Source organism: Pseudomonas sp. GW821-FHT05H12, from assembly GCF_059419385.1.
Genome location: NZ_JBWKRS010000005.1, coordinates 60,251 through 82,634 on the forward strand (window position 1 = coordinate 60,251; position 22,384 = coordinate 82,634).

Below are 22,384 nucleotides of genomic sequence, written 5' to 3' on the forward strand. Positions count from 1 at the left end.
CATTATTGCAAGTTGCAGATTTTGTCGAGGCATTGAGTGGCTTTGCCCAGGCTTTTTACCAACAGTTGGGAGGTCAGTACGACGTTGGATAGTTCACGTGGGTACTGCTTGAAATCGTCTGGATCGGAGCCTTTGTTGGTTGACTTGAGTGCGTGCGCAAGACGGGTTTCCAAGGCCTTGACGTGTTGTCCGGCCTCTGACAGCAGCGAAGGTCCTGGAGGATTGTCTACCCGAGTGGTAGTCGCTCCTGAGCGGTTCAGCGATGCGGTGAAAAAGTCGACGTCTGTATTGGACGCTGAATGACTTGGTGTGTTAACGGCTTCTTCAAGGCCGTTTTGTCGCACTGAAAAGTCAAGTTTTTCTATCTTCATGTAAAGCCTGCTATGTCGATATTTGACGCAGCCTGCCTGGGGCGGCTGATATAAAAAGTTGCTATTTCAGCGAACAAGAAAGCCATCCCCGACGGATAAATCGGGGAGGCGGTTGTATTAGCGAACTTCTTTAGCTGCCGCATATTTGTTGGTGATTTGTTTAGCTTTCAGGCTCAGCTCGAAACCCTCCCGAGCAATGGCCTCCGCTTTATCCAGCAGATCATCACTGCTATTTCCTGTGCCAGGTTTTGTTCCAGAGCCGGGCAGGAAGCTGTTGGTATTGAGGGGGGATAAACCTTGAATGGACATAATAAACTCCAGCTGCAATGTTTGAAGGGGATACACGTTCGCCGTCGGCCAAGCCATATTTATGCCTTGGCATTTCAATAACGCCTTGAGCCTGGCTCCAGTTGTGTGGTGTTTAGCAACAAGGCGTTCCAAATGTTTCAGTGGCAGATGTTTCTAAATGTTTGAAAGCGCATTAAGCCAGGGATATATCCAGCTGTTTCATTCTGTAGTAAAGCGTGCGCTTGGCCACGCTTAGCTCCGCTGCGGCGCTATCGACACAGTAATCGTGGCGTAGCAACGACTCTTCGATCAGTGCCTTTTCCAGCTGCCGCAGGCGTTCTTTCAGGCTCATCACGGATTCCTGCCTGACGTTCAAGGAGGTGGAGAGTAGCGGTAAGCCCAGGACGAAGCGTTTGGCTGTCGAACGCAGTTCGCGAACGTTGCCCTGCCAGGGATGGCTTAGCAATTGCTGCAGCAGTCCGCTAGGCGGCGGCGGGGCCGAACAACCGAAATGGGCAGCTTCTTGCCGGATCATTTCCAGGAATAACGGAATGATGCGTTCGCGCCGGTCCCGCAAGGCCGGGAGTTGGATGTTGACGACATTCAGGCGAAAGTACAGATCGCGCCTGAAGGTGCCTTGTTCGACCATCGTGTGCAACGAGTGTTGGGCCGATGCAATGACTCGCATATCGACGGGGATAAAGCGGGTTGAGCCCAGGCGCTCTACGCCGCGGGATTCCAGCACCCGCAATAGCTTGGCTTGCAGAGTTAGCGGCATGCTGTCGATTTCATCAAGGTACAGTGTCCCCAGATGAGCAGCTTCCACAAAACCGGCCCGTGATTGCATCGCACCGGTAAAGGCGCCGCTGTTGACGCCGAACAGTTGGCTTTCCGCAAGGCTTTCCGGGATGGCTGCGCAATTCACAGCAATGAAGCTACCGCGCCGTCCCGACAAATGATGGACTCGTTGCGCCAAGGTGTCCTTGCCGGTACCGGTCTCGCCCATCAAGAGGATGTCAATATTAAGGGCGGCAGTAGTATTGATGGTTTCTTCAATTTCAGATCCTTCAATAAAGAGTGGATCTACTGGCGTGTCTATTTGAAACAAGGCCGACATAGTGCGGGTGCTCCACTGTCGCTGTCACTTCATTGTTGGCCTGATGCTCTGTCAATATCAGCCGATAAAGGTAACTTACCAAGTTTCTCGTTGAGGTTGTAAGAGAGGAATGAGCAGTATTCTGTAAGAAAAGTAAGAGTTATTCCCGGAGGGATGAGATGCATATGTAAGAGGGGCGTAAAAAGCGCGGAAGAAAACAGGATTAATCTGAAGTGTTGGACGTAATGACTGCGATAAAAGTTATTTGCGGGGCGAGCGCCCACAAAAAAGCCGATGCAATGCATCGGCTTATTGTTTGCGGAAAACCGCGGAAGGCACTTATACGTTGAAGCGGAAGTGCATTACATCGCCATCTTTAACGATGTAGTCCTTACCTTCCAAGCGCCATTTACCGGCTTCCTTGGCACCGGCTTCACCCTTGTACTGAATGAAGTCGTTATATGCGATCACTTCGGCACGGATAAAGCCTTTTTCGAAGTCGGTGTGGATTACGCCGGCAGCCTGTGGCGCGGTTGCGCCGACCTTGACGGTCCATGCACGGACTTCTTCCACACCGGCGGTGAAGTAGGTCTGCAGGTTGAGCATTTCGTAACCGGCGCGGATCACACGGTTCAGGCCAGGCTCTTCCAGGCCCAGGGCTTCGAGGAACATGTCCTTTTCTTCGCCGTCTTCGAGCTCGGCGATTTCCGCTTCGATTTTGTTGCACACCGGCACCACGATCGCGCCTTCTTCATCGGCAATGGCCTTGACCACGTCGAGCAGCGGATTGTTCTCGAAGCCGTCTTCGGCCACGTTGGCGATGTACATCACCGGCTTGGTGGTCAGCAGGTGGAAGCCCTTGATCACGGCCTTCTCGTCGGCGCCCATGTTCTTCATCAGGCTGCGCGCAGGCTTGCCTTCGGTGAAATGCGCGATCAGTTGCTCCAGCAGGCCTTTCTGGACCACTGCGTCCTTGTCGCCGCCCTTGGCGTTACGCGCGACTTTCTGCAGTTGTTTTTCGCAGCTGTCGAGGTCGGCGAAGATCAGTTCCAGGTCGATGATCTCGATGTCGCGTTTCGGGTCGACGCTGTTGGAGACGTGAATCACGTTCTCGTCTTCAAAGCAGCGGACCACGTGAGCGATGGCATCGGTCTCACGGATGTTGGCGAGGAACTTGTTGCCCAGGCCTTCACCTTTCGAGGCGCCGGCGACCAGGCCTGCGATGTCGACGAATTCCATGGTGGTTGGCAGGATGCGCTTCGGATTGACGATGGCCGCCAGGGCGTCCAGGCGTGGATCCGGCATCGGCACGATACCGCTGTTGGGTTCGATGGTGCAGAAGGGGAAGTTCTCCGCCGCAATACCTGACTTGGTCAGGGCGTTGAACAGGGTGGATTTGCCGACGTTGGGCAGGCCGACGATGCCGCAATTGAATCCCATGGTGTTTCCCCTCGGTAAGAGTCAGGCCTTCTGGCTGTGCAGGTTTTTCATCGCGCGGTTCCATTCACCGGCGAAGATATCCGGCAGCACGCCGAGGGCAAAGTCGATGCTGGCATCGAGTTTTTCCTGTTCGGCGCGTGGCGCACGACCCAGGACGAAATTTGAAACCATACTGGCAACGCCCGGGTGGCCAATGCCAAGCCGCAGACGGTAGAAATTATTCTGATTACCCAGCTGCGCGATGATGTCGCGCAATCCGTTGTGCCCACCATGGCCGCCGCCGAGCTTGAGCTTGGCAACACCGGGTGGCAGGTCGAGTTCGTCATGGGCCACCAGGATTTCTTCAGGCTTTATCCGGAAGAAGCCCGCAAGCGCCGCGACAGCCTGGCCGCTGCGGTTCATGTAGGTGGTGGGAATCAGCAGACGAACATCCTGACCCTGATGCGAGAAGCGTCCGGTCAGGCCAAAATATTTGCGATCGGCCGCAAGGTTCACACCTTGCGCGTGGGCGATACGCTCAACAAAAAGGGCCCCCGCGTTATGCCGGGTCTGTTCGTATTCGGCGCCTGGATTTCCCAGGCCAACGATCAGTTTAATGGCAGTCACGACAGGGGCCCTTCCTTTGGAGTTGTGGATAACATCGCCTGACCTTGGTGCGGCGAAAGTGGACAACAGTAGCTCATTTACTCAAGAGTAAACGTCGCGTTATCGCCCGCTTTCTCGCTACGTTCCGGTCCGCGATGTTTCCTCAAGCTCCGGCAATACAGAGTGAATTACTCTGCAGCGCCTTCTTCAGCTTCTGGTGCAACGCGTGGAGCGTGTACGTTTGCAACAGCTTTGTCATCACCGTGAGCCAGTGCAACAAACTCAACGCCTTTAGGGGCCTTGAGGTCGGACAGGTGGATGATGGCGCCAACTTCAGCGGCCGACAGGTCGACTTCGATGAACTCAGGCAGGTCTTTCGGCAGGCAGGTCACTTCGATTTCGTTCACAACGTGAGAAATCTCGCCGCCTTTCTTGATCGGTGCTTCTTCACCGATGAAGTGTACAGGGACGATAGCGGTCAGCTTCTGGCCAGCAACAACGCGAACGAAGTCAGCGTGCATGATGAACTGCTTGGACGGGTGACGCTGCATCGCTTTAACGATGACGTTCTGCTTGGTGCCGTCGACGTTCAGCTCGATAACGTGGCTGTAGGCAGCTTCGTTTTCGAACAGCTTGGCGATTTCCTTGGCCAGGATGGTCACGGACTCAGCAGGCTTGTTACCACCGTAAACAACGGCTGGAATGTTGGCGGCGTGACGCAGGCGGCGGCTCGCACCTTTCCCCAGGTCAGTACGCGCTTGGGCGTTCAGAGTAAAGTCAGTCATTTTGTATCTCCAAAATAGCCATCATCGAGGGGCGTTTGCGACCAGCGCCGTACTCGACATGGGCAAAAAAGCCCCGCCCCAACAGAATGCTGGGGCGGGGCGCTTTTCGTCAGTGAGGTGTACCGAAGGTTTGACCCTTAACGGAACATCGCGCTGATCGATTCTTCATTGCTGATGCGGCGGACCGCCTCGGCAACTACCGGTGCGATATCCAGTTGACGGATACGCGAACAGGCTTGAGCGGCTGCGGACAACGGGATGGTGTTGGTCACCACCAGTTCGTCCAGCATGGAGTTCTCGATGTTCTCGATCGCTCGGCCCGACAGCACAGGGTGTGTGCAGTAGGCGAAGACTTTTGCTGCACCGTGCTCTTTCAAGGCTTTTGCCGCGTGGCACAGGGTGCCGGCGGTGTCGACCATGTCATCAACCAGAATACAGGTACGCCCTTCGACATCACCGATGATATGCATCACTTCAGAGTGATTGGCTTTTTCACGGCGTTTGTCGATGATCCCGAGGTCCACGCCCAGGGATTTGGCAACAGCCCGTGCACGCACGACGCCACCAATGTCCGGGGACACGATCATCAGGTTTTCAAAGCGCTGGTCTTCGATGTCATCCACCAATACCGGGGAGCCGTAGATGTTATCTACCGGAATATCGAAGAACCCCTGGATTTGGTCAGCGTGCAGGTCAACCGTGAGAACACGGTCGATGCCTACCACGGTCAGCATGTCAGCAACGACTTTCGCGCTGATAGCCACACGTGCGGAACGCGGGCGGCGATCCTGACGGGCATAACCAAAGTAAGGGATTACAGCTGTGATTCGAGTCGCTGAGGAGCGGCGGAAGGCATCAGCCATCACGACGAGTTCCATCAGGTTATCGTTGGTCGGAGCGCAGGTCGGCTGAATAATGAAGACATCTTTACCGCGGACGTTTTCATTGATCTCGGCTGTAATTTCGCCGTCGGAGAATTTACCGACAGAGATGTCACCGAGAGGGATATGCAGCTGACGTACGACACGCCGAGCCAGATCGGGGTTAGCATTCCCCGTAAAGACCATCATCTTGGACACGCGCAGTACCTAGAGGCTGAGGGTAACCTGGATGAGTATTAGAAAATGGCAGGGGCGGCTGGATTCGAACCAACGCATGGCAGGATCAAAACCTGCTGCCTTACCGCTTGGCGACGCCCCTGTATCTGTTGCAACGAGTGCCTAACACTCGGTTCCTTTTAGAGCAGACTTTGCAGCTTGCGATGCAACATCGAAACGTTGCTTCCCTTTGCTACAAACCCTGTAAGGGTCTCTGTAAGAAGGGCCGAGACTTTATCAGCTTCAGCTTTGCTTGGGAAGCCCCCAAACACACAACTTCCAGTTCCGGTTAATTTTGCTTCGGTAAATTTACCTAACAAATTCAATGCGTTACGTACCTCTGGATAACGCCTTGCTACAACCGGTAAGCAGTCATTTCGACTGTTTCCCTTGGGAACGGGGCGCACTTTAATGGGAGAAGAGTTACGTGTCAACAACGGATCTGAAAAAATTTCTGCTGTACTTACAGATACTTGCGGCACAAGCACGACATACCACGGCTCTTCGGGGTATTCGGGGGTGAGTTTCTCCCCGACGCCCTCGGCGAAAGCCGCGTGCCCACGCACGAAAACCGGGACGTCCGCCCCCAGCGTAAGGCCCAGCGCCGCAAGGCGATCAGGGTCCCAGCCCAGCTTCCACAGATGATTGAGACCCAGCAATGTAGTCGCGGCATTCGAGCTACCGCCACCGATACCACCGCCCATGGGCAAGATTTTATCGATCCAGATATCAATGCCGAGCGAACAACCGGATTGCGCCTGAAGTTTTTTCGCCGCCCTCACAATCAGATTGCTGTCGTGAGGCACACCTTCGAATTCGGTGTGCAGCTGGATCACGCCGTCCTCGCGCACGGCGAAGGTCAACTCATCGCCGTAGTCGAGAAACTGAAACAGCGTCTGCAGCTCGTGGTAGCCGTCTTCACGGCGACCCAGAATGTGCAGCATCAAATTGAGTTTTGCGGGGGAGGGCAGGGTCAAGCGTTCTACAGTCACGTTATTGCCCCAGCTTGCGTGGTTGCCAGTCCTTGATCACCAGCGTGACGTCAAGGTCAGTACCATGCAGCTTGATACGCTCGGGCAGCCAGTAACCGCCTTGCTCGACGTAGCTCAGGTATTCGACCTGCCAGCCATCCTGCTCCAGGGTGGCCAGGCGACTGTCGCCGTTGAGGCTAAGGCGACTTTTGCTATCCGGTGCAGGCAAGCCGCGTACCCACCAGACCAGGTGAGACACCGGCAGCTTCCAGCCCATCTGTTCTTCCAGCAGCGCTTCCGGCGAGGCCGCTTCGTAGCGCCCCTGGTTGGCCACTTCGAGGCTCACTTGGCCCGGGCGCCCGGTCAGACGTGCGGCGCCCCGACCCAGCGGGCCGGACAGGCGAATGTCGTAGTAGTCCTGGCGTTGCAGCCAGAACAAGGTGCCGCTGCCGGAATCCTTCGGCGCACGAACCCCGACCTTGCCTTCGATCTGCCAGCCGTCAATGCTGCTGAGCTGGTCCTTGTGCTGTTTCCATTGCGCCGGGTTGCCCTGGCCTTCAACGGATTCACGGCTGCCTATGCCCGCGCAACCGGCGAGCAGGGCGATAAAACTGAAGACTACAACGTGGCGCAAGAACATAAGCTTAAAGGGTCTCGGATCCGGTCAGGCGCTTGATGGTGCCGCGCAGGATGGGGCTTTCGGGTTGTTCCTTGAGGAATTTTTCCCAGATTTGGCGTGCTTCGCGCTGCTTGCCGTTGGCCCACAGCACTTCGCCCAGGTGGGCGGCGACTTCCTGGTCGGGGAAGCGCTCCAGCGCCTGGCGCAGCAAGCGTTCGGCTTCATCCAGGTTGCCCAGGCGGTAATTCACCCAGCCCAGGCTGTCGAGCACGGCCGGGTCTTCCGGGTTCAGCTTGTGGGCTTGTTCGATCAGCACCTTGGCTTCGGCGTAGCGCGTCGTGCGATCCGACAGCGTGTAGCCCAGGGCATTGAGCGCCATGGCGTTGTCCGGGTCGCGCTTGATGATCAGGCGCAGGTCTTTTTCCATCTGCGCCAGGTCATTGCGCTTTTCCGCCTGCATGGCGCGGGTATAGAGCAGGTTCAAATCGTCCGGGTATTGCAGCAAGGCTTGTTGCAGCAATTTCCAGGCGCGTTCGCCCTGATTATTGGCCGACAACGTTTCGGCCTGGATCAGGTACAGCTGGATCGCGTAATCCGGCTCGGCATCGCGTGCAGCGGCCAGGCGTTTTTCCGCCTCGTCGGTGCGGCCGTTGCTCATCAAAATGTCAGCCTGGCGCAACTGGGCCGGCAGATAGTCATTGCCGGGGCCGACCTGGGCGTATTCGAGCAAAGCCGCCTGCGGGTCATTACGCTCTTCAGCGATACGACCGAGGTTCAGGTGCGCCGAGTCCACATGGCTTTCGCGTTGGATCAACTCTTCCAGGTACCCCTTGGCCTCGTCCCAGGCCTTGGCTTCCAGGCACACCAGTGCCAGGGAATAGCGCAGCTCGTCGTCGTCCGGGTATTGCTGGACCAGGTTGGCGAACTGCACTTTGGCGTCCTCCATGCGGTCCTGCTCGACCAGCGTGCGCGCGTACGTCAGGCGCAGGCGTTTGTCATCGGGGTACTTCTTGATGCTTTTTTCCAGCAGTGGCACCGCTTCCTTGCCGCGATTGAGGTTCTGCAGCAGGCGAGCACGCAGCAGGATCGGCGCGATCTCGCCGTCTTCCGGCGGGTTCTGCTCCAACAGTTTCAGTGCTGCGTCGGCCTCGTCATCCTGTTGTAGCAGCAGCGCCTTGCCGAAAATCAGCTGGCTGTTCTTCGGATGCTTTTGCAGCAGGCGGTCGAAACTCTTCATCAGGCCATTGCGTGTGTCCTGGTCAGTGTCGGCGGCCGACAGCGCGAGGAAATCGAAATGGGTGTCGCCCTTGCCCTGCAGGACTTTCTCCATATAGACCATGGAGTCGTCATACCGCCCGGCACGTGCCAGTTGTACCGCCGCCGCCCGCTGCGCTTCCAGGTCGTCCGGGGCGTTTTTTGCCCAGATCAGCGAGGTATCCAGCGCGGCCTGGTCGGCTCCCAGGTATTCGGCAATGCGAAACGCGCGCTCCGAAATGCCCGGGTCCTGGGTATTGATGGCCTGGGTCACGTAGTTATCCAGGGCAATATCGAAACGATTGCGCTGGCCGGCGAGTTCCGCGGTCAGTAGGCTGTAGATCGTTTCTTCCTTGAACGAGGAATAAACCTTGGGCTTTTCAGGGGCGGGGGTGCTGTCTTCGACCGGCGGCGTACCGTCCGGCGACACGGGGGCCAAGGCCTGGCAGCCGCTGAGGAAGACAAAAGCAAGGAGCAACGCGGAAGATCTATTCATATAGGAAGAGGACGACTAACCTGCGGTCGGATCATCATGACACAAGCCTTCGGCCAAACATAACCGAGTCTCAGTTGGTGCCTTTATAGACACAAGGCATTAGGACAATAGCCTACGGTGGTTGTTCTGAATCATTCGAAGTAGGACAATTGTCGGCTTCCCGACATCATCAGCGATATTGAATGGCCTTCCTCGCACTCGGTATTAACCACAAGACTGCTACCGTAGACGTGCGCGAGCGCGTTGCGTTCACGCCAGAGCAGTTGGTTGAGGCCTTGCAGCAGCTCTGCCGGCTCACCGACAGCCGCGAAGCTGCGATCCTTTCGACCTGCAATCGCAGCGAGCTCTATATAGAGCAGGAACATCTTTCGGCGGATGGGGTGCTGCGCTGGCTGGCCGATTACCACCATTTGAGCCTCGACGACCTGCGCGCCAGCGCTTATGTGCACGAAGAAGATGCGGCAGTTCGTCACATGATGCGCGTCGCCGCAGGGCTCGACTCGCTGGTGCTGGGCGAACCGCAGATCCTGGGCCAGATGAAATCCGCCTACGCCGTGGCCCGCGAGGCCGGTACCGTGGGGCCGTTGCTGGGCCGCCTGTTCCAGGCCACATTCAATTCCGCCAAGCAAGTGCGCACCGACACCGCCATCGGTGAGAACCCGGTGTCCGTGGCGTTTGCCGCCGTCAGCCTGGCCAAACAGATTTTCAGCGACCTGCAGCGCAGCCAGGCCCTGCTGATCGGCGCCGGTGAAACCATCACCCTGGTCGCCCGTCACCTGCATGACCTGGGTGTGAAGCGCATCGTGGTCGCCAACCGTACATTGGAGCGCGCGAGCATCCTGGCCGAACAGTTCGGTGCCCATGCGGTGTTGCTGTCGGACATCCCGGCCGAGCTGGTGCGCAGCGATATCGTGATCAGCTCCACCGCCAGCCAGTTGCCGATCCTGGGCAAAGGCGCGGTGGAGAGTGCGCTGAAGCTGCGCAAGCACAAACCGATCTTCATGGTGGACATTGCCGTTCCCCGGGATATCGAGCCAGAAGTCGGCGAGTTGGACGACGTTTACCTCTACAGCGTCGACGACCTGCACGAGGTGGTCGCCGAAAACCTCAAGAGCCGCCAGGGCGCTGCCCAGGCCGCCGAGGAAATGGTCAGCACCGGCGCCGAAGACTTCATGGTGCGCCTGCGTGAACTGGCGGCGGTGGACGTGCTCAAGGCGTATCGTCAGCAGGGCGAACGCCTGCGCGACGAGGAGTTGAGCAAGGCCCAGCGCTTGCTGGCCAACGGCAGCAGCGCCGAAGAGGTGTTGATGCAGCTGGCCCGTGGCTTGACCAACAAGTTGCTCCACGCCCCCAGCGTACAGTTGAAAAAGCTTACCGCCGAAGGCCGCCTCGATGCGCTGGCCATGGCCCAGGAACTCTTTGCCCTCGGTGAGGGCGCGTCAGATAGCTCTTCGGATAAAAAATCGCAATGAAAGCGTCACTGCTCAATAAACTGGACGTGCTCCAGGATCGTTTCGAAGAACTGACCGCCTTGCTCGGCGACGGCGAAGTCATTGCCGATCAGACCAAGTTCCGCGCCTATTCCAAGGAATACGCCGAAGTCGAACCGGTTGTCGCCACCTACAAAAACCTGCTGAAAGTGCAGGCCGACCTCGAAGGCGCCCAGGCGCTGCTCAAGGACAGCGACCCAGATATGCGCGAAATGGCCGTGGAAGAAGTCCGCGAGGCCAAGGAAAAACTCGCCGAGCTGGAAGGCGACCTGCAGCGCATGCTGTTGCCCAAGGACCCTAACGACGGGCGCAACGTGTTCCTCGAAATTCGCGCCGGCACCGGTGGTGACGAGGCGGCGATTTTCTCCGGCGACCTGTTCCGCATGTATTCGCGTTACGCCGAGCGCCGCGGCTGGCGCGTGGAAATCCTCTCGGAAAACGAGGGTGAGCACGGCGGCTATAAAGAAGTCATCGCGCGGGTCGAAGGCGACAACGTCTACGGCAAGCTGAAGTTCGAATCCGGCGCACACCGCGTACAGCGTGTGCCGGCGACTGAATCCCAGGGCCGCATCCACACCTCCGCGTGTACCGTGGCCGTGTTGCCCGAGCCGGATGAACAGGAAGCCATCGAGATCAACCCGGCCGACTTGCGCATCGACACTTACCGCTCGTCGGGCGCCGGTGGTCAGCACGTGAACAAGACCGACTCCGCCATCCGCATCACCCACTTGCCGTCGGGCATCGTGGTGGAATGCCAGGAAGAACGTTCCCAGCACAAGAACCGTGCGCGGGCGATGTCGTGGTTGTCGGCCAAACTCAACGACCAGCAGACCAGTGCCGCCGCCAATGCGATTGCCAGCGAGCGCAAGTTGCTGGTGGGGTCGGGCGACCGCTCCGAACGCATCCGTACCTACAACTTTGCCCAAGGCCGGGTCACCGACCACCGGGTCAACCTCACCCTTTATTCCCTGGACGAGATCCTCGCCGGTGGCGTCGAAGCGGTGATCGAGCCGTTGCTCGCCGAATACCAGGCCGACCAACTCGCAGCGATCGGTGAATAAATGACCATCATCGCCAGCCTGTTGCGCGCCGCCGACCTGCCAGACTCGCCTACCGCGCGCCTGGATGCCGAGTTGTTGCTGGCCGCCGCCCTGGGCAAGCCTCGCAGCTATCTGCACACCTGGCCGGAAAAAATCGTCAGCAGCGAAGATGCCTTGACCTTCGCCGGTTACCTGCAGCGCCGCCGTGGTGGTGAGCCGGTGGCCTATATTCTCGGCCAGCAAGGTTTCTGGAAGCTCGACCTGGAAGTCGCGCCCCACACCCTGATCCCGCGTCCGGACACCGAATTGCTGGTGGAAGCGGCACTGGAATTGTTGCCGGCCACGCCCACCCACGTCCTTGACCTGGGCACCGGCAGTGGCGCCATCGCCCTGGCCTTGGCCAGCGAGCGTCCGGCCTGGCAGGTAACGGCGGTCGACCGCGTGCTCGAAGCCGTGGCCCTGGCCGAGCGCAACCGCCAGCGGCTGCACCTCAATAACGCGACGGTGCTGAACAGCCATTGGTTCAGTGCCTTGCAAGGCCGTACGTACGACCTGATCATCAGCAACCCGCCGTACATTGCCGCCAACGACCCGCACTTGGTGGCGGGCGATGTGCGCTTTGAGCCGGCCAGCGCACTGGTCGCGGGCCATGACGGCCTGGACGACCTGCGGTTGATCATCACGCAGTCACCCGCGCACCTGAATGCCGGTGGCTGGTTGTTGCTCGAACACGGTTATGACCAGGCTGCGGCCGTGCGTGACTTGTTGTCGGGCGAAGGCTTTGAGGAGGTCCACAGCCGCATCGACCTCGGCAGCCACGAACGCATCACCCTGGGGCGCCGCCCGTGCTGACCGATCAGGAGCTGTTGCGCTATAGCCGGCAGATCCTGTTGCAGCAGGTCGACATCGACGGCCAGTTGCGCCTGAAAAACGGCCGTGCCCTGATCATCGGCCTCGGAGGCCTGGGCGCGCCGGTGGCGTTGTACCTGGCAGCCGCCGGCGTGGGTGAGTTGCACCTGGCGGACTTCGATACTGTCGACCTGACCAACCTGCAACGCCAGATCATCCATGACACCCACAGCGTGGGGCAGACCAAGGTCGACTCGGCATTGCAACGCCTGGCGGGCATCAACCCCGAGATCACGTTGGTCGCCCATCGCGGCGCGCTGGACGCCGACTCCCTGGCCGCCGCCGTCACGGCGGTGGACGTGGTGCTTGATTGCAGTGACAACTTCTCCACCCGCGAATCCGTGAATGCCGCGTGTGTGGCGGCCGGTAAACCCTTGGTCAGCGGCGCCGCGATTCGCCTTGAAGGTCAGTTGTCGGTATTCGACCCGCGCCGCGCCGAGAGCCCGTGCTACCACTGTTTATATGGGCACGGCAGCGACACCGAACTGACCTGCAGCGAGGCCGGCGTGGTCGGCCCGCTGGTGGGCGTGGTCGGCAGCCTGCAAGCCCTGGAAGCGTTGAAACTGCTGGCCGGGTTTGGTGAGCCGCTGGTAGGCCGGCTGCTGTTGATTGATGCATTGACCACGCGTTTTCGCGAATTGCGTGTCAAGCGTGATCCCGGCTGCAGCGTGTGTGGAGCGCAGCATGGTTAAGGACGCGCCCATCGGTGTGTTCGATTCCGGCATCGGCGGGCTGACGGTGCTCGACGAAATCCAGCAGCTGTTGCCCCATGAATCGCTGTTGTATGTGGCGGACTGCGGGCATATCCCCTATGGCGAGAAAACCCCAGGTTATATTCTTGAGCGCTCGCGGTTGGTGGCGGAGTTTTTCCGAGGCCACGGTGCCAAGGCGTTTGTGATCGCCTGCAACACCGCGACCGTCGCCGCCGTTGGGGATTTGCGCCTGGACTATCCCGACTGGCCGTTGGTGGGCATGGAGCCTGCGGTCAAGCCGGCCGCTGCCGCTACCCGCAGCGGTGTGGTCGGTGTACTGGCGACCACCGGCACCCTGCAAAGCGCCAAGTTCGCCGCGTTGCTCGACCGCTTCGCCACCGACGTGCGGGTGATCACCCAACCCTGCCCGGGCCTGGTGGAGCTGATTGAAACCGGCGACTTGTGCAGCCCCGCGTTACGCCAGATGTTGCAGGGTTATGTCGAGCCGCTGCTCAGCGCCGGTTGCGACACCATTATTCTTGGCTGCACCCATTACCCCTTCCTCAAGCCGCTGCTGGCGCAGATGCTGCCCCCCAGCATCATCCTGATCGACACCGGCGCCGCCGTGGCGCGTCAGCTCAAGCGCTTGCTGAGTGAGCGCGACCTGTTGGCCACCGGTCATCCAGAGCCTGCACAGTTCTGGACCAGCGGCGACGCCGACCACCTCAGAAATATCCTACCGACACTATGGAAATCTCCCGGCGTTGTGCGTAGTTTTGGCTCGTGAAAAATTCGTGAAATACCGGGGTTAGAAGCTGAACTTCTGTCTACACGCCAGCTTCTATAGCGAGTTAGCCTGCACAAAACCAAATAACGTCGTTCTCAAAGGATTGTTTCTTATGAAGCGCTTGTTCTGTTTGGCCGCGATTGCGGCCGTCGTGGTGGGACACTCGGTTTCGGCACAGGCCGCTGGCCTTGAATTCGGGGTGGGGAGTACCAGCGATTCAACCATGACCTACCGGTTGGGGTTGACGTCGGATTGGGATAAAAGCTGGTGGCAGAGCGATACCGGGCGGTTGACCGGTTACTGGAGCGGCGCCTACACCTACTGGGACGGCGACAAGCGCGCCAGTGTCAGCAGCCTGTCGTTCTCGCCGGTGTTTGTGTATGAGTTTGCCGGGGAAAAGGTCAAGCCGTACATCGAGGCAGGGATTGGTGTGGCGGTGTTCTCCCGCACGCGGGTCGAGGACAACAACATCGGCCAGGCCTTCCAGTTCGAAGACCGCTTGGGCTTCGGCCTGCGCTTTGCCGGTGGACATGAAGTGGGCATTCGCGCCACGCACTATTCCAACGCGGGCATCAGCAGCAACAACGACGGCGTAGAGAGCTACTCGCTGCACTACACCTTGCCGCTGTAACCACGCAAATCCTTGTAGGAGCCGGCTTGCCGGCGATAGCAACCTTGAGGCTTGCAGTGGTTTCAAGGGCCTCATCGCCGGCAAGCCGGGCTCCTACACGATGTATTTCAATCAGCGGTAAGCGGTGGCAATGCCCTGTCGCTCTTCCAGGCACTCCGGTGCCCCCATTTCGAACTCCCGGCAAATCAGCGGCCGTCGCTCATAGATCGTGCACATCATCGTGTCCCGATCCAGCGCCGCGCACCAGCCATCGTCCAGGCGCAACATCACTTCGCCGCCCCAATCGTCGGTATCGATATAGCGCTCCGGCACGCCGGTGTCGGTGATCAGCATCACTTCCAGCTGGCAGCAGCAGGCCGCGCACGTCGAGCAGGTGACGGCGGGTTCGGGGATCTGAACGTGGGGGATGTCTGTCATAGGCGCGCAGTGTAAGGCAAGCGCGTCAGGCGCGTGTGATTGCTCTGACAGACGTCAGTGCCCCAGCTGCCGCGCAACCCAATGCAGCACCGGGAACACCACGGCCCACAGCAGCGCGAGGCCGATCAGCGTAGGCGCCGTGGCGTAGCCGAAACTCACCCCGGCCAATTGGCTACCTGCGTAATAGGACAAGGGCCCGGCCACCGCGCCCAGCACGCTGGCGCGCCACCAAGGGCGTGCGGTCCACGCCAGGCAATGGCGCAAGGTAGTCGCGAGCAATGCCCACAGCAGTACCAGCCAGAACGGAATCAGCGGCCCGGGCAGGCTGAAATGAAACACACCAAAGGTGCGCAACGAGGTGTCGATCACTGTGCCGAGCAAGGTCACGGCGAGGATCACTTGGCCTTCCTCGGCCCAGGAACTTGTCCACAGCAAATGAAGGGCCAGCGCGGCGAACCCCACCAGCAGCCAGCGGCTGTCGCCACCGAGTACACAGGCAAACCAGCCGCACTGGAACAGCGCGGCATTGACCAGCGGTTTAAGCACTGAAGCGCCCGAGCAGCGGCGGGTTGATCGCCGCAGGCTTGGCCAGCAGCAACTGTGCGGTACCAATCGTTCGTTCCATGAACCCCCCTTCGCAGTAGCACAAGTAGAACTCCCACAAGCGCAGGAAGTACTCATCGTAGCCCAACTCGGCGAGGCGGCCGTGGGCGCGGCGAAAGTTCTCATGCCACAGGCGCAGGGTTCGCGCGTAGTGCAGGCCGAAATCCTCCATGTGCAGCAGGTTCATGTCGGTGTCGCGACTGACGATGTGCAGCATGTTTTGCACGCACGGCAGGGCGCCACCGGGGAAGATATAGCGCTGAATGAAGTCGACACTGTTCTTGGCCTGCTCGAAGCGCTGTTCCCGAATGGTGATGGCTTGCAGCAACATCAGGCCGTCGGCCTTGAGCAGGTGCGCGCATTGCTTGAAGTAGGTCGGCAGAAACCGGTGGCCCACGGCCTCGATCATCTCGATCGAAACCAACTTGTCGTATTGGCCGGTGAGGTCGCGATAGTCTTGCAGCAACAGGGTCACCTGGTCGTTCAGGCCCAGGGCGTCGATGCGTTTTTCGGTGTAGGCAAACTGCTCCTTGGACAAGGTCGTGGTGGTGACCTTACAGCCATAGTGCTGGGCCGCATACAGCGCCATGCTGCCCCAGCCGGTGCCGATTTCCAGCAAGTGGTCAGTCGGTTTGAGCGCGAGCTTCTGGCAGATGCGCTCCAGTTTGTTCAACTGCGCCTGTTCCAGGGTGTCGTCGGGGGTCAGGAATTGCGCCGCCGAATACATCATCGTCGGGTCGAGGAATTCTTCGAACAGGTCATTGCCCAGGTCGTAGTGAGCGGCGATGTTTTTCTGTGAGCCCTTGCGCGTGTTGCGGTTGAGCCAGTGCAGGCCTTGGGTGAACGGGCGAGCCAGTCGCGCCAGGCCGCCCTCCATCGCATCCAGAACATCCAGGTTGCTGACCATCACCCGCACCACGGCGGTGAGGTCCGGGCTGCTCCAATAACCGTGGATAAACGCCTCGCCCGCACCGATGGAGCCGTTGGCCGCCACCAGGCCCCACACGGCCGAATCGAGGATCTGGATTTCCCCCAACAGGTGCGCTTCCCGGGCACCGAACACTTGGCGTTCGCCGTCCTCGATCACCACCAACTGGCCATGGCGCAACTGGCTGAGTTGGCGCAGTACCGCCTTGCGCAGCAGCGCGGTGGTCATGCCGTTGACGTTCAGGCGGTTGGCCTTGACCGATAAGCTAGGGGTTTTCATGGCGGCGATCCTTGGTATACCCGACTGCGGTGCGAGAGGCGCCATCGGCGGCCCGGTGGGAAAAAATCGGTGTGCGTTTGAGCAACAGGCGCAGGGCCTGCCAGTAAATCGCCAGGCAGGTCTTGGCGGTCATCCACGGAAAGCGCCACAGGTAGCGGTGCAGACTGGCGCGGCTCAGGGCTTCTTTTTGCAGGTTCAGGGTGGCGTCGAAGACTTTAAAGTCGCCTTGCCAGTCGGCCATGTGCACACCCAGCTTGGCAGCGGGCGGGCTGAAGCTCATGCGGTATTCCAGCTCGCGCGGCAAAAACGGCGACACATGAAAAGCCTTGGCCACGGCAAAATGCTGGTGCTCATCGGAACCCAGCGCCTGGGCGGGCAGCACGTAGTGATAGCGCTCGCGCCAGGGGGTGTTGGTCACTTCACACAGGATCGCGGCCAGTTGTCCGTCGGCCTCGAAACAGTAGAAGAAACTCACAGGGTTAAAAGCCAGGCCCCAACTGCGGGCCTGGGTCAGTAGGCAGATTACGCCCTGGGGTGTACGCCCCAGTGCCTTGCCGACTTCGTGGCGCACGGCATCGGTCAAGCTCATGCCGTGGCGCGTCAATTCACGCAGGTAGTCCTGCTGGCGAAAGCCGAAGGGCGCCAGGCGACTCGCGCCGGCCAGGGGCGAGAGCCCGAGCACTTCGTCTTGTTCGCTCAAATCCAGGTACAGCAGGCCGATGCGGTAACGAAACGCATGGGCCTTGGGCGCGAACCGCCGATGGGCGATCCAGCCGCTGTACAGGGCACTGTTCACAGGCGCTCTCCAAAGGCTTCGGCCACACGCAAGGCGCTGGTCACGCCGTCTTCGTGGAAACCGTTGGCCCAGTAGGCACCGCAATAAAAGGTATTGCGCGTGCCGTGCAACTCTTGCCAGCGCGCTTGGGCAGCCACGGCCGCCAGGCTGTATTGCGGGTGTGCGTAGGTGTAGCGGGCAAGGATCTTCAGCGGGTTGATCATTGGCGTCTGGTTGAGGCTGACGCAAAAGGTGGTGGCGCTGTCGATGCCTTGCAAGATGTTCATGTCGTAGGTCACGGCCGCCTGGGTCTGCTCGCTGCCGGTCAGCCGGTAGTTCCAGCTGGCCCAGGCCAGTTTGCGGTCCGGCAGCAGGCGGGTGTCGGTGTGCAGCACCACGTCATTGTCGGCGTAGGGCAGGGCGCCCAGGATTTCCTGTTCGGCCTGGCTTGGGTCGGCGAGCAACGCCAGGGCCTGGTCGCTGTGGCAGGCAAACACCACCCGATCAAAGGTTTCGCGGCCGGCCGGGCTGTGGATAACCACGCCATCCTCTGTGCGCTCCACGTTATGCACAGGGCAATTGAGCCGAACGTGTTCACGAAAGCTGCGGGTGAGCGGTTCGATGTAGCTGCTGGAGCCGCCGTCGATCACGCACCACTGCGGCCGATTGTTCACCGAGAGCAAGCCGTGGTTTTTGAAGAAGCGTACGAAGAACTGCAACGGAAACCCCAGCATGTCGGCCAGGGACATCGACCAGATCGCCGCGCCCATCGGTACGATGTAATGTCGGATAAATCGCGGACCGTAGCCTCCGGCCTGCAGGTAATCGCCCAGGGTCATCTCGGCACTGATGCGTTGCTCTTGCAGGTCCAGTGGCGCCTGGCGATTGAAGCGCAGGATGTCGCGCAACATGCCCCAGAACCCCGGAGACAAAATATTGCTGCGCTGGGCGAACAGGCTGTTGAGGTTGTTGCCGTTGTACTCGAAGCCTTCGTTCTGGTCACACACCGAAAAGCTCATCTCGGTGGGTTTGAAGGTCACCCCGATCTGCCCCAACAGGCGAATGAAGTTGGGATAGGTCCAGTCGTTGAACACGATAAAGCCTGTGTCCACCGCGTAGCTTTTATCCTCCACGGTCACGTTGACCGTGTGGGTATGCCCGCCGATGCGCTCGCCCGCTTCGAACAGCGTGATGTCGTGGTTACGGTTGAGCAGGTAAGCACTGGTCAACCCGGCAATCCCGCTGCCAACAATCGCGATCTTCACAGGTCGTCCTTCTGCGGCGGCGGGCTGCGCAGCATGCGTTTGCCGATGATCAATTGCGCGCGGTTGGGCAATTTCGACAGTGGCCACAGCGTGGCGATGAAAAGGGCCGGGAAGGCGATTTCCAGCGGGCGTTTTTCCAGCTTGGTAAAGATGTGCCTCGCGGCCTTGCCGGCAGGCCAGCTCAGGGGCATGGGGAAGTCATTGCGCTCGGTCAGTGGCGTGTCGACAAAGCCCGGGCTGATCACCGTGACGTCGATGTTTTCCGGCGACAGGCTGATACGCAGCGATTCAAACAGGTAACGCAGCCCCGCCTTGGACGCACCATAGGCTTCGGCGCGCGGCATCGGCAGGTAGGTCACGGCACTGGCAACGCCTACCAAATGCGGCGTTTGCCCGGCGCGCAACAGGGGCAGCGCGGCTTCGATGCAGTAACTGCTGGCCAGCAGGTTGGTGCGCACCACGTGCTCGATGATCGATGAGTCAAACTGCCGGGCGTCCACGTATTCACAGGTGCCGGCGTTGAGGATCACCGTGTCGAGCGAGCCCCAGGCCGCGCCGATGCGCTCGCCGATTTCGCGCACGGTCTGGCTGTTCGTCAGGTCGCCGGCCACCACCAACACCTGCCCCGGGTAGCGTTGGGCGAGGGCTTCCAGCGGGCCTTTGGTGCGCGAGCTGAGCGCCACGTGGGCGCCGCTGTTGAGCAGTTCCACGGCCAGCGCGGCACCGATGCCACTGCTGGCGCCGGTCAGCCAATAACGACGGGGCGGTGTAAGGCTCATCCCATTCTCCTTTTCAGCCAGCTGACCACACTGCCCAGCACGGGCAAGTGTTCGTAGAGCATCGCGCCGGCATCGAAATAATCGCGATGGCGGTACACCTTGTCGCGCCACATCAGGTGCGAACAACCTTCCACCCGGATCACCTTGCCATTGGCCAGGCGCGGGTGACAAAAACTCATTTTCCAGCGCAGGTAGCCTTCGCCTTCCGCCACCTGGTCGAAGCCGTGGAAGTCGAAGCGCAACTGGCTGACGTTGCTGTACAGGTCGGCAAAGTAGCGATGCATCGCGGGCAGGCCGTGCACTTCATGCAGTGGGTCGGCGAAGGCGATGTCCTGGCTGTACAGGCTGTCGAGCAGGTGCAGGTTGTGCTTGTCCAGCGTGGAAAACGCCTGGGCAAACCGGCGCAGGAAGTCACTCATGAGCACCTCCGACCGCTTCACGTGAAGGCAGGCTGCGGAAGGCCGCCAATGCCCGCTCCCGTGATTTCTTCAGGTCGACGATTGCGCGCGGGTAATCCGCCACGCCGAACAGGCCGCCGACCGCCTCGGGGTTGTGCACTTCCTTTTTATTCAGCGCGGCCAGTTCTGGCAGCCAGCGCTTGATGAAAACGCCTTCGCTGTCGAATTTCTCCGACTGGCTCAGTGGGCTGAAGATGCGGAAGTAAGGCGCCGAGTCAGTGCCGGTGGACGAGCTCCATTGCCAGCCGCCGTTATTCGCCGCCAGGTCGCCGTCGATCAGGTGGCGCATGAAGAAACGCTCACCTTCGCGCCAGTCGATCAGCAGGTTCTTGGTCAGGAACATCGCCACCACCATGCGCAGGCGGTTATGCATCCAGCCGGTTTCGAGCAACTGGCGCATGGCGGCGTCGATGATCGGCAAGCCGGTGCGCGCCTCCTGCCAGGCGGCGAGGTCCTTGGGGGCATTACGCCAGGCCACGGCTTCGGTCTCGGGGCGGAACGCACGGTGGCGCGACACCCGTGGGTAGCCCACGAGGATGTGCTTGTAGAACTCACGCCACAGCAGTTCGTTGATCCAGGTGATGGCGCCCATATCGCCGCTTTCGAATTCACCCTGATTGGTCTGCAATGCAGCGTGCAGGCATTGGCGTGGCGACACCACGCCAGCAGCCAGGTACGCCGAGAGCTGGCTGGTGCCGGGCTTGGCCGGGAAGTCGCGTTCGTCCTTGTAGTAGCTGATCTGTTGGTCGGCGAAGGCGTCGAGGCGGCGGCGGGCTTCGTCTTCACCGGCCGGCCAGAGGGCGCGCAAGGTGTCGCTGGGCGGTTCGAAGCCGTCGACGGTTTCAGGCACCGGGTCGCTGTGGATGGCGGTTTTTGCCTGGGCCTTTGGCGTGGCCACCAAGCGTGGCAAGGCGCTGTGCAGGCGGGTGTAGCAGACTTTGCGGAACTGGCTGAACACCTGGAAATAGGTGCCGGTTTTGGTCAACACGCTGCCGGGTTGGAAAAACAGTTGGTCCAGGTAGCTGTGGAATGTCACACCGTCGGCTTCCAGCGTCTTGGCCACGGCGGCATCACGGCGACTCTCGTGAATGCCGTATTCCTCGTTGACGTGCACCGATGTCACCGACAACTCGCGGCACAGTCTGCTCAGCACACCGGGCGCCTGGTCCCAGGTGGCGCAGGTACGGATCAGCAACGGAATATTCAGTGCACCGAGCGCCTGGCTCAAGTGCGCCAGGTTGCGCAGCCAGAAGTCCACTTTGCACGGGGCATCATCGTGGGCCAGCCATTGTTCGGGCGTGATCAGGTACACGGCCGCGATCGGGCCCCGCTGGCTCGCGGCGGCCAGGGCGGTGTTGTCGTGTAGGCGCAGGTCGGTGCGCAGCCAGATCAAATGCATTTAAACGATTCCACGCTGGATCAGTAACTGATGAGCCGACAACGGGTCTTCGGCCACGAACAATTCGGGGATGTCACGGGTTAATACGGCCAGCTCGGCCTTGTGGATGCATACCGTTGGTCCGGTTATCAGTTTTGGGCAACTCACGCCGCCGAACAGTTTGGCCAGTGCCGACAGGTGGAGGGCCTTGCTTGAGTACAACAACACTGCGCGGGGTTGCAGGTGCTCCACCGCCAGGGCCAACTCGCCCACCGGTAACGGCCAATCGAAGACTTCCACCGGGCAGTCGGCGCTGCTCGCCAGCCAGGCGCTGAGCCACAGGTGGGGCTCCAGGGGCAGGTCCGAATGATTGACCAGCAACAGCGGCGCGCCTTGAAGCTGGCGGTTGTTGTGGTAAATGCGTGCGCCGAACTTGCTGCGCAGCCAGGACAGGAAAAACACCCGCTCCATCTGCGCGCCGAACTGGCCTTGCCAGCGTTGCTCCAGTTCCTGAAGCAGCGGCAGCATCAGTTGCTCGCACAAGGTGCGCGGCGGGTACAGCGCCATGGCCTGGTTGAAGGCGTCGTCGACCCGGCGCTCGGCCAGTTCGCTGATGGCGGTCACCAGGTTCTGGCGCAAGGCATGCCATTCATTTTCAACGGCGTCGGGGAAGGCCTGCGCGGAGTCGATCAGGCTTTTCACCTGGCTGACCGGCACGCCGCGATTGAGCCACGTCAGAATGGCGTGGATACGTTGAACATGCTCGACGCTGAACAGCCGATGCCCCTTGGGCGTGCGCTGGGGCACGATCAGGCCATAGCGGCGCTCCCAGGCGCGCAGGGTCACGGCGTTGACGCCGGTCTGGCGCGCCACTTCGCGAATCGGCAACCAGCCGTCTTCGAGCGCTTTGGCAATGTCTTCGCCGGGTTCGTCTTGCAGGGCAGGTTTCAT

At 60.1% G+C, this 22,384-nt stretch carries 25 protein-coding genes and 1 tRNA gene; 6 read left to right on the top strand and 20 right to left on the bottom strand.

Annotated features, from left to right (window positions below):
- Positions 1-2 precede the first annotated feature (2 nt).
- From AC07SU_RS05985 to AC07SU_RS06035, 11 genes are all read right to left on the bottom strand, one after another.
- Complete coding sequence (locus AC07SU_RS05985) at positions 3-371, bottom strand: EscI/YscI/HrpB family type III secretion system inner rod protein (RefSeq protein ID WP_494996506.1); 369 nt, start codon at positions 369-371, stop codon at positions 3-5.
- Between the two features lie 117 nt (positions 372-488).
- Positions 489-680, bottom strand: coding sequence for a hypothetical protein (locus AC07SU_RS05990; protein ID WP_176995200.1), 192 nt, complete (start codon positions 678-680; stop codon positions 489-491).
- A 172-nt stretch (positions 681-852) separates the two neighbouring features.
- Entirely contained in the window at positions 853-1,776 is a 924-nt protein-coding gene (locus AC07SU_RS05995; protein WP_494996507.1) for a sigma 54-interacting transcriptional regulator, read from the bottom strand.
- Between the two features lie 318 nt (positions 1,777-2,094).
- A complete protein-coding gene (ychF, locus tag AC07SU_RS06000; RefSeq protein WP_176995198.1) occupies positions 2,095-3,195 on the bottom strand; it encodes a redox-regulated ATPase YchF in 1,101 nt (366 codons plus the stop codon).
- 21 nt (positions 3,196-3,216) lie between these two features.
- Positions 3,217-3,801 (bottom strand): aminoacyl-tRNA hydrolase, encoded by a 585-nt coding sequence (gene pth, locus AC07SU_RS06005; RefSeq protein WP_003171596.1) that lies wholly within the window; start codon positions 3,799-3,801, stop codon positions 3,217-3,219.
- A gap of 167 nt (positions 3,802-3,968) precedes the next feature.
- The gene (locus AC07SU_RS06010; protein WP_176995197.1) at positions 3,969-4,565 is read right to left on the bottom strand and encodes a 50S ribosomal protein L25/general stress protein Ctc; all 597 of its coding nucleotides are present in this window, start codon (positions 4,563-4,565) and stop codon (positions 3,969-3,971) included.
- A gap of 137 nt (positions 4,566-4,702) precedes the next feature.
- Positions 4,703-5,644, bottom strand: coding sequence for a ribose-phosphate pyrophosphokinase (locus AC07SU_RS06015; protein WP_003208392.1), 942 nt, complete (start codon positions 5,642-5,644; stop codon positions 4,703-4,705).
- A 46-nt stretch (positions 5,645-5,690) separates the two neighbouring features.
- Positions 5,691-5,765, bottom strand: a tRNA-Gln gene (locus AC07SU_RS06020).
- 37 nt (positions 5,766-5,802) lie between these two features.
- On the bottom strand, positions 5,803-6,606 hold the full coding sequence (gene ispE, locus AC07SU_RS06025) for a 4-(cytidine 5'-diphospho)-2-C-methyl-D-erythritol kinase (protein ID WP_494996572.1): 804 nt from the start codon (positions 6,604-6,606) through the stop codon (positions 5,803-5,805).
- A 49-nt stretch (positions 6,607-6,655) separates the two neighbouring features.
- The gene (gene lolB, locus AC07SU_RS06030; RefSeq protein ID WP_176995195.1) at positions 6,656-7,273 is read right to left on the bottom strand and encodes a lipoprotein insertase outer membrane protein LolB; all 618 of its coding nucleotides are present in this window, start codon (positions 7,271-7,273) and stop codon (positions 6,656-6,658) included.
- Positions 7,274-7,277: 4 nt separating this feature from the next.
- Positions 7,278-9,002, bottom strand: coding sequence for a tetratricopeptide repeat protein (locus AC07SU_RS06035; protein ID WP_178919212.1), 1,725 nt, complete (start codon positions 9,000-9,002; stop codon positions 7,278-7,280).
- Positions 9,003-9,184: 182 nt separating this feature from the next.
- Between AC07SU_RS06035 and hemA the strand changes: the two genes are divergently transcribed.
- The 6 genes from hemA to AC07SU_RS06065 all read left to right on the top strand — a co-directional run bounded on the left by hemA (position 9,185) and on the right by AC07SU_RS06065 (position 14,551).
- Positions 9,185-10,474, top strand: coding sequence for a glutamyl-tRNA reductase (gene hemA / locus AC07SU_RS06040; RefSeq protein WP_494996508.1), 1,290 nt, complete (start codon positions 9,185-9,187; stop codon positions 10,472-10,474).
- On the top strand, positions 10,471-11,553 hold the full coding sequence (gene prfA / locus AC07SU_RS06045; protein WP_176995192.1) for a peptide chain release factor 1: 1,083 nt from the start codon (positions 10,471-10,473) through the stop codon (positions 11,551-11,553). The genes hemA and prfA overlap by 4 nt, the downstream gene beginning before the upstream one ends.
- Positions 11,554-12,384 (top strand): peptide chain release factor N(5)-glutamine methyltransferase, encoded by an 831-nt coding sequence (gene prmC / locus AC07SU_RS06050; RefSeq protein WP_494996509.1) that lies wholly within the window; start codon positions 11,554-11,556, stop codon positions 12,382-12,384.
- Positions 12,378-13,133, top strand: coding sequence for a molybdopterin-synthase adenylyltransferase MoeB (locus tag AC07SU_RS06055; protein ID WP_494996510.1), 756 nt, complete (start codon positions 12,378-12,380; stop codon positions 13,131-13,133). The genes prmC and AC07SU_RS06055 overlap by 7 nt, the downstream gene beginning before the upstream one ends.
- Complete coding sequence (gene murI, locus AC07SU_RS06060; protein WP_494996511.1) at positions 13,126-13,920, top strand: glutamate racemase; 795 nt, start codon at positions 13,126-13,128, stop codon at positions 13,918-13,920. The genes AC07SU_RS06055 and murI overlap by 8 nt, the downstream gene beginning before the upstream one ends.
- Before the next feature lie 112 nt (positions 13,921-14,032).
- Positions 14,033-14,551, top strand: a complete 519-nt coding sequence (locus AC07SU_RS06065; protein WP_176995188.1) for an acyloxyacyl hydrolase — start codon at positions 14,033-14,035, stop codon at positions 14,549-14,551.
- A gap of 111 nt (positions 14,552-14,662) precedes the next feature.
- On the opposite strand, the gene AC07SU_RS06070 is transcribed toward AC07SU_RS06065, so the two are convergent.
- The 9 genes from AC07SU_RS06070 to AC07SU_RS06110 are packed head-to-tail and all read right to left on the bottom strand — an operon-like array spanning position 14,663 to position 22,384.
- The gene (locus AC07SU_RS06070) at positions 14,663-14,968 is read right to left on the bottom strand and encodes a YkgJ family cysteine cluster protein (RefSeq protein WP_176995187.1); all 306 of its coding nucleotides are present in this window, start codon (positions 14,966-14,968) and stop codon (positions 14,663-14,665) included.
- Between the two features lie 54 nt (positions 14,969-15,022).
- A complete protein-coding gene (locus tag AC07SU_RS06075; protein ID WP_494996512.1) occupies positions 15,023-15,514 on the bottom strand; it encodes a DUF2878 domain-containing protein in 492 nt (163 codons plus the stop codon).
- On the bottom strand, positions 15,507-16,778 hold the full coding sequence (locus tag AC07SU_RS06080) for an SAM-dependent methyltransferase (RefSeq protein WP_176995185.1): 1,272 nt from the start codon (positions 16,776-16,778) through the stop codon (positions 15,507-15,509). Before AC07SU_RS06080 ends, AC07SU_RS06075 begins: the two co-directional genes overlap by 8 nt.
- Complete coding sequence (locus AC07SU_RS06085; RefSeq protein ID WP_494996513.1) at positions 16,765-17,574, bottom strand: DUF1365 domain-containing protein; 810 nt, start codon at positions 17,572-17,574, stop codon at positions 16,765-16,767. Before AC07SU_RS06085 ends, AC07SU_RS06080 begins: the two co-directional genes overlap by 14 nt.
- Entirely contained in the window at positions 17,571-18,818 is a 1,248-nt protein-coding gene (locus AC07SU_RS06090) for an NAD(P)/FAD-dependent oxidoreductase (protein ID WP_494996514.1), read from the bottom strand. Before AC07SU_RS06090 ends, AC07SU_RS06085 begins: the two co-directional genes overlap by 4 nt.
- Complete coding sequence (locus AC07SU_RS06095; protein WP_494996515.1) at positions 18,815-19,597, bottom strand: SDR family NAD(P)-dependent oxidoreductase; 783 nt, start codon at positions 19,595-19,597, stop codon at positions 18,815-18,817. Before AC07SU_RS06095 ends, AC07SU_RS06090 begins: the two co-directional genes overlap by 4 nt.
- A complete protein-coding gene (locus AC07SU_RS06100; protein WP_494996516.1) occupies positions 19,594-20,016 on the bottom strand; it encodes a nuclear transport factor 2 family protein in 423 nt (140 codons plus the stop codon). Before AC07SU_RS06100 ends, AC07SU_RS06095 begins: the two co-directional genes overlap by 4 nt.
- Positions 20,009-21,454, bottom strand: a complete 1,446-nt coding sequence (gene phrB / locus AC07SU_RS06105) for a deoxyribodipyrimidine photo-lyase (protein WP_494996517.1) — start codon at positions 21,452-21,454, stop codon at positions 20,009-20,011. The genes AC07SU_RS06100 and phrB overlap by 8 nt, the downstream gene beginning before the upstream one ends.
- Positions 21,455-22,384 (bottom strand): MerR family transcriptional regulator, encoded by a 930-nt coding sequence (locus AC07SU_RS06110; RefSeq protein WP_494996518.1) that lies wholly within the window; start codon positions 22,382-22,384, stop codon positions 21,455-21,457. It abuts the gene before it with no gap.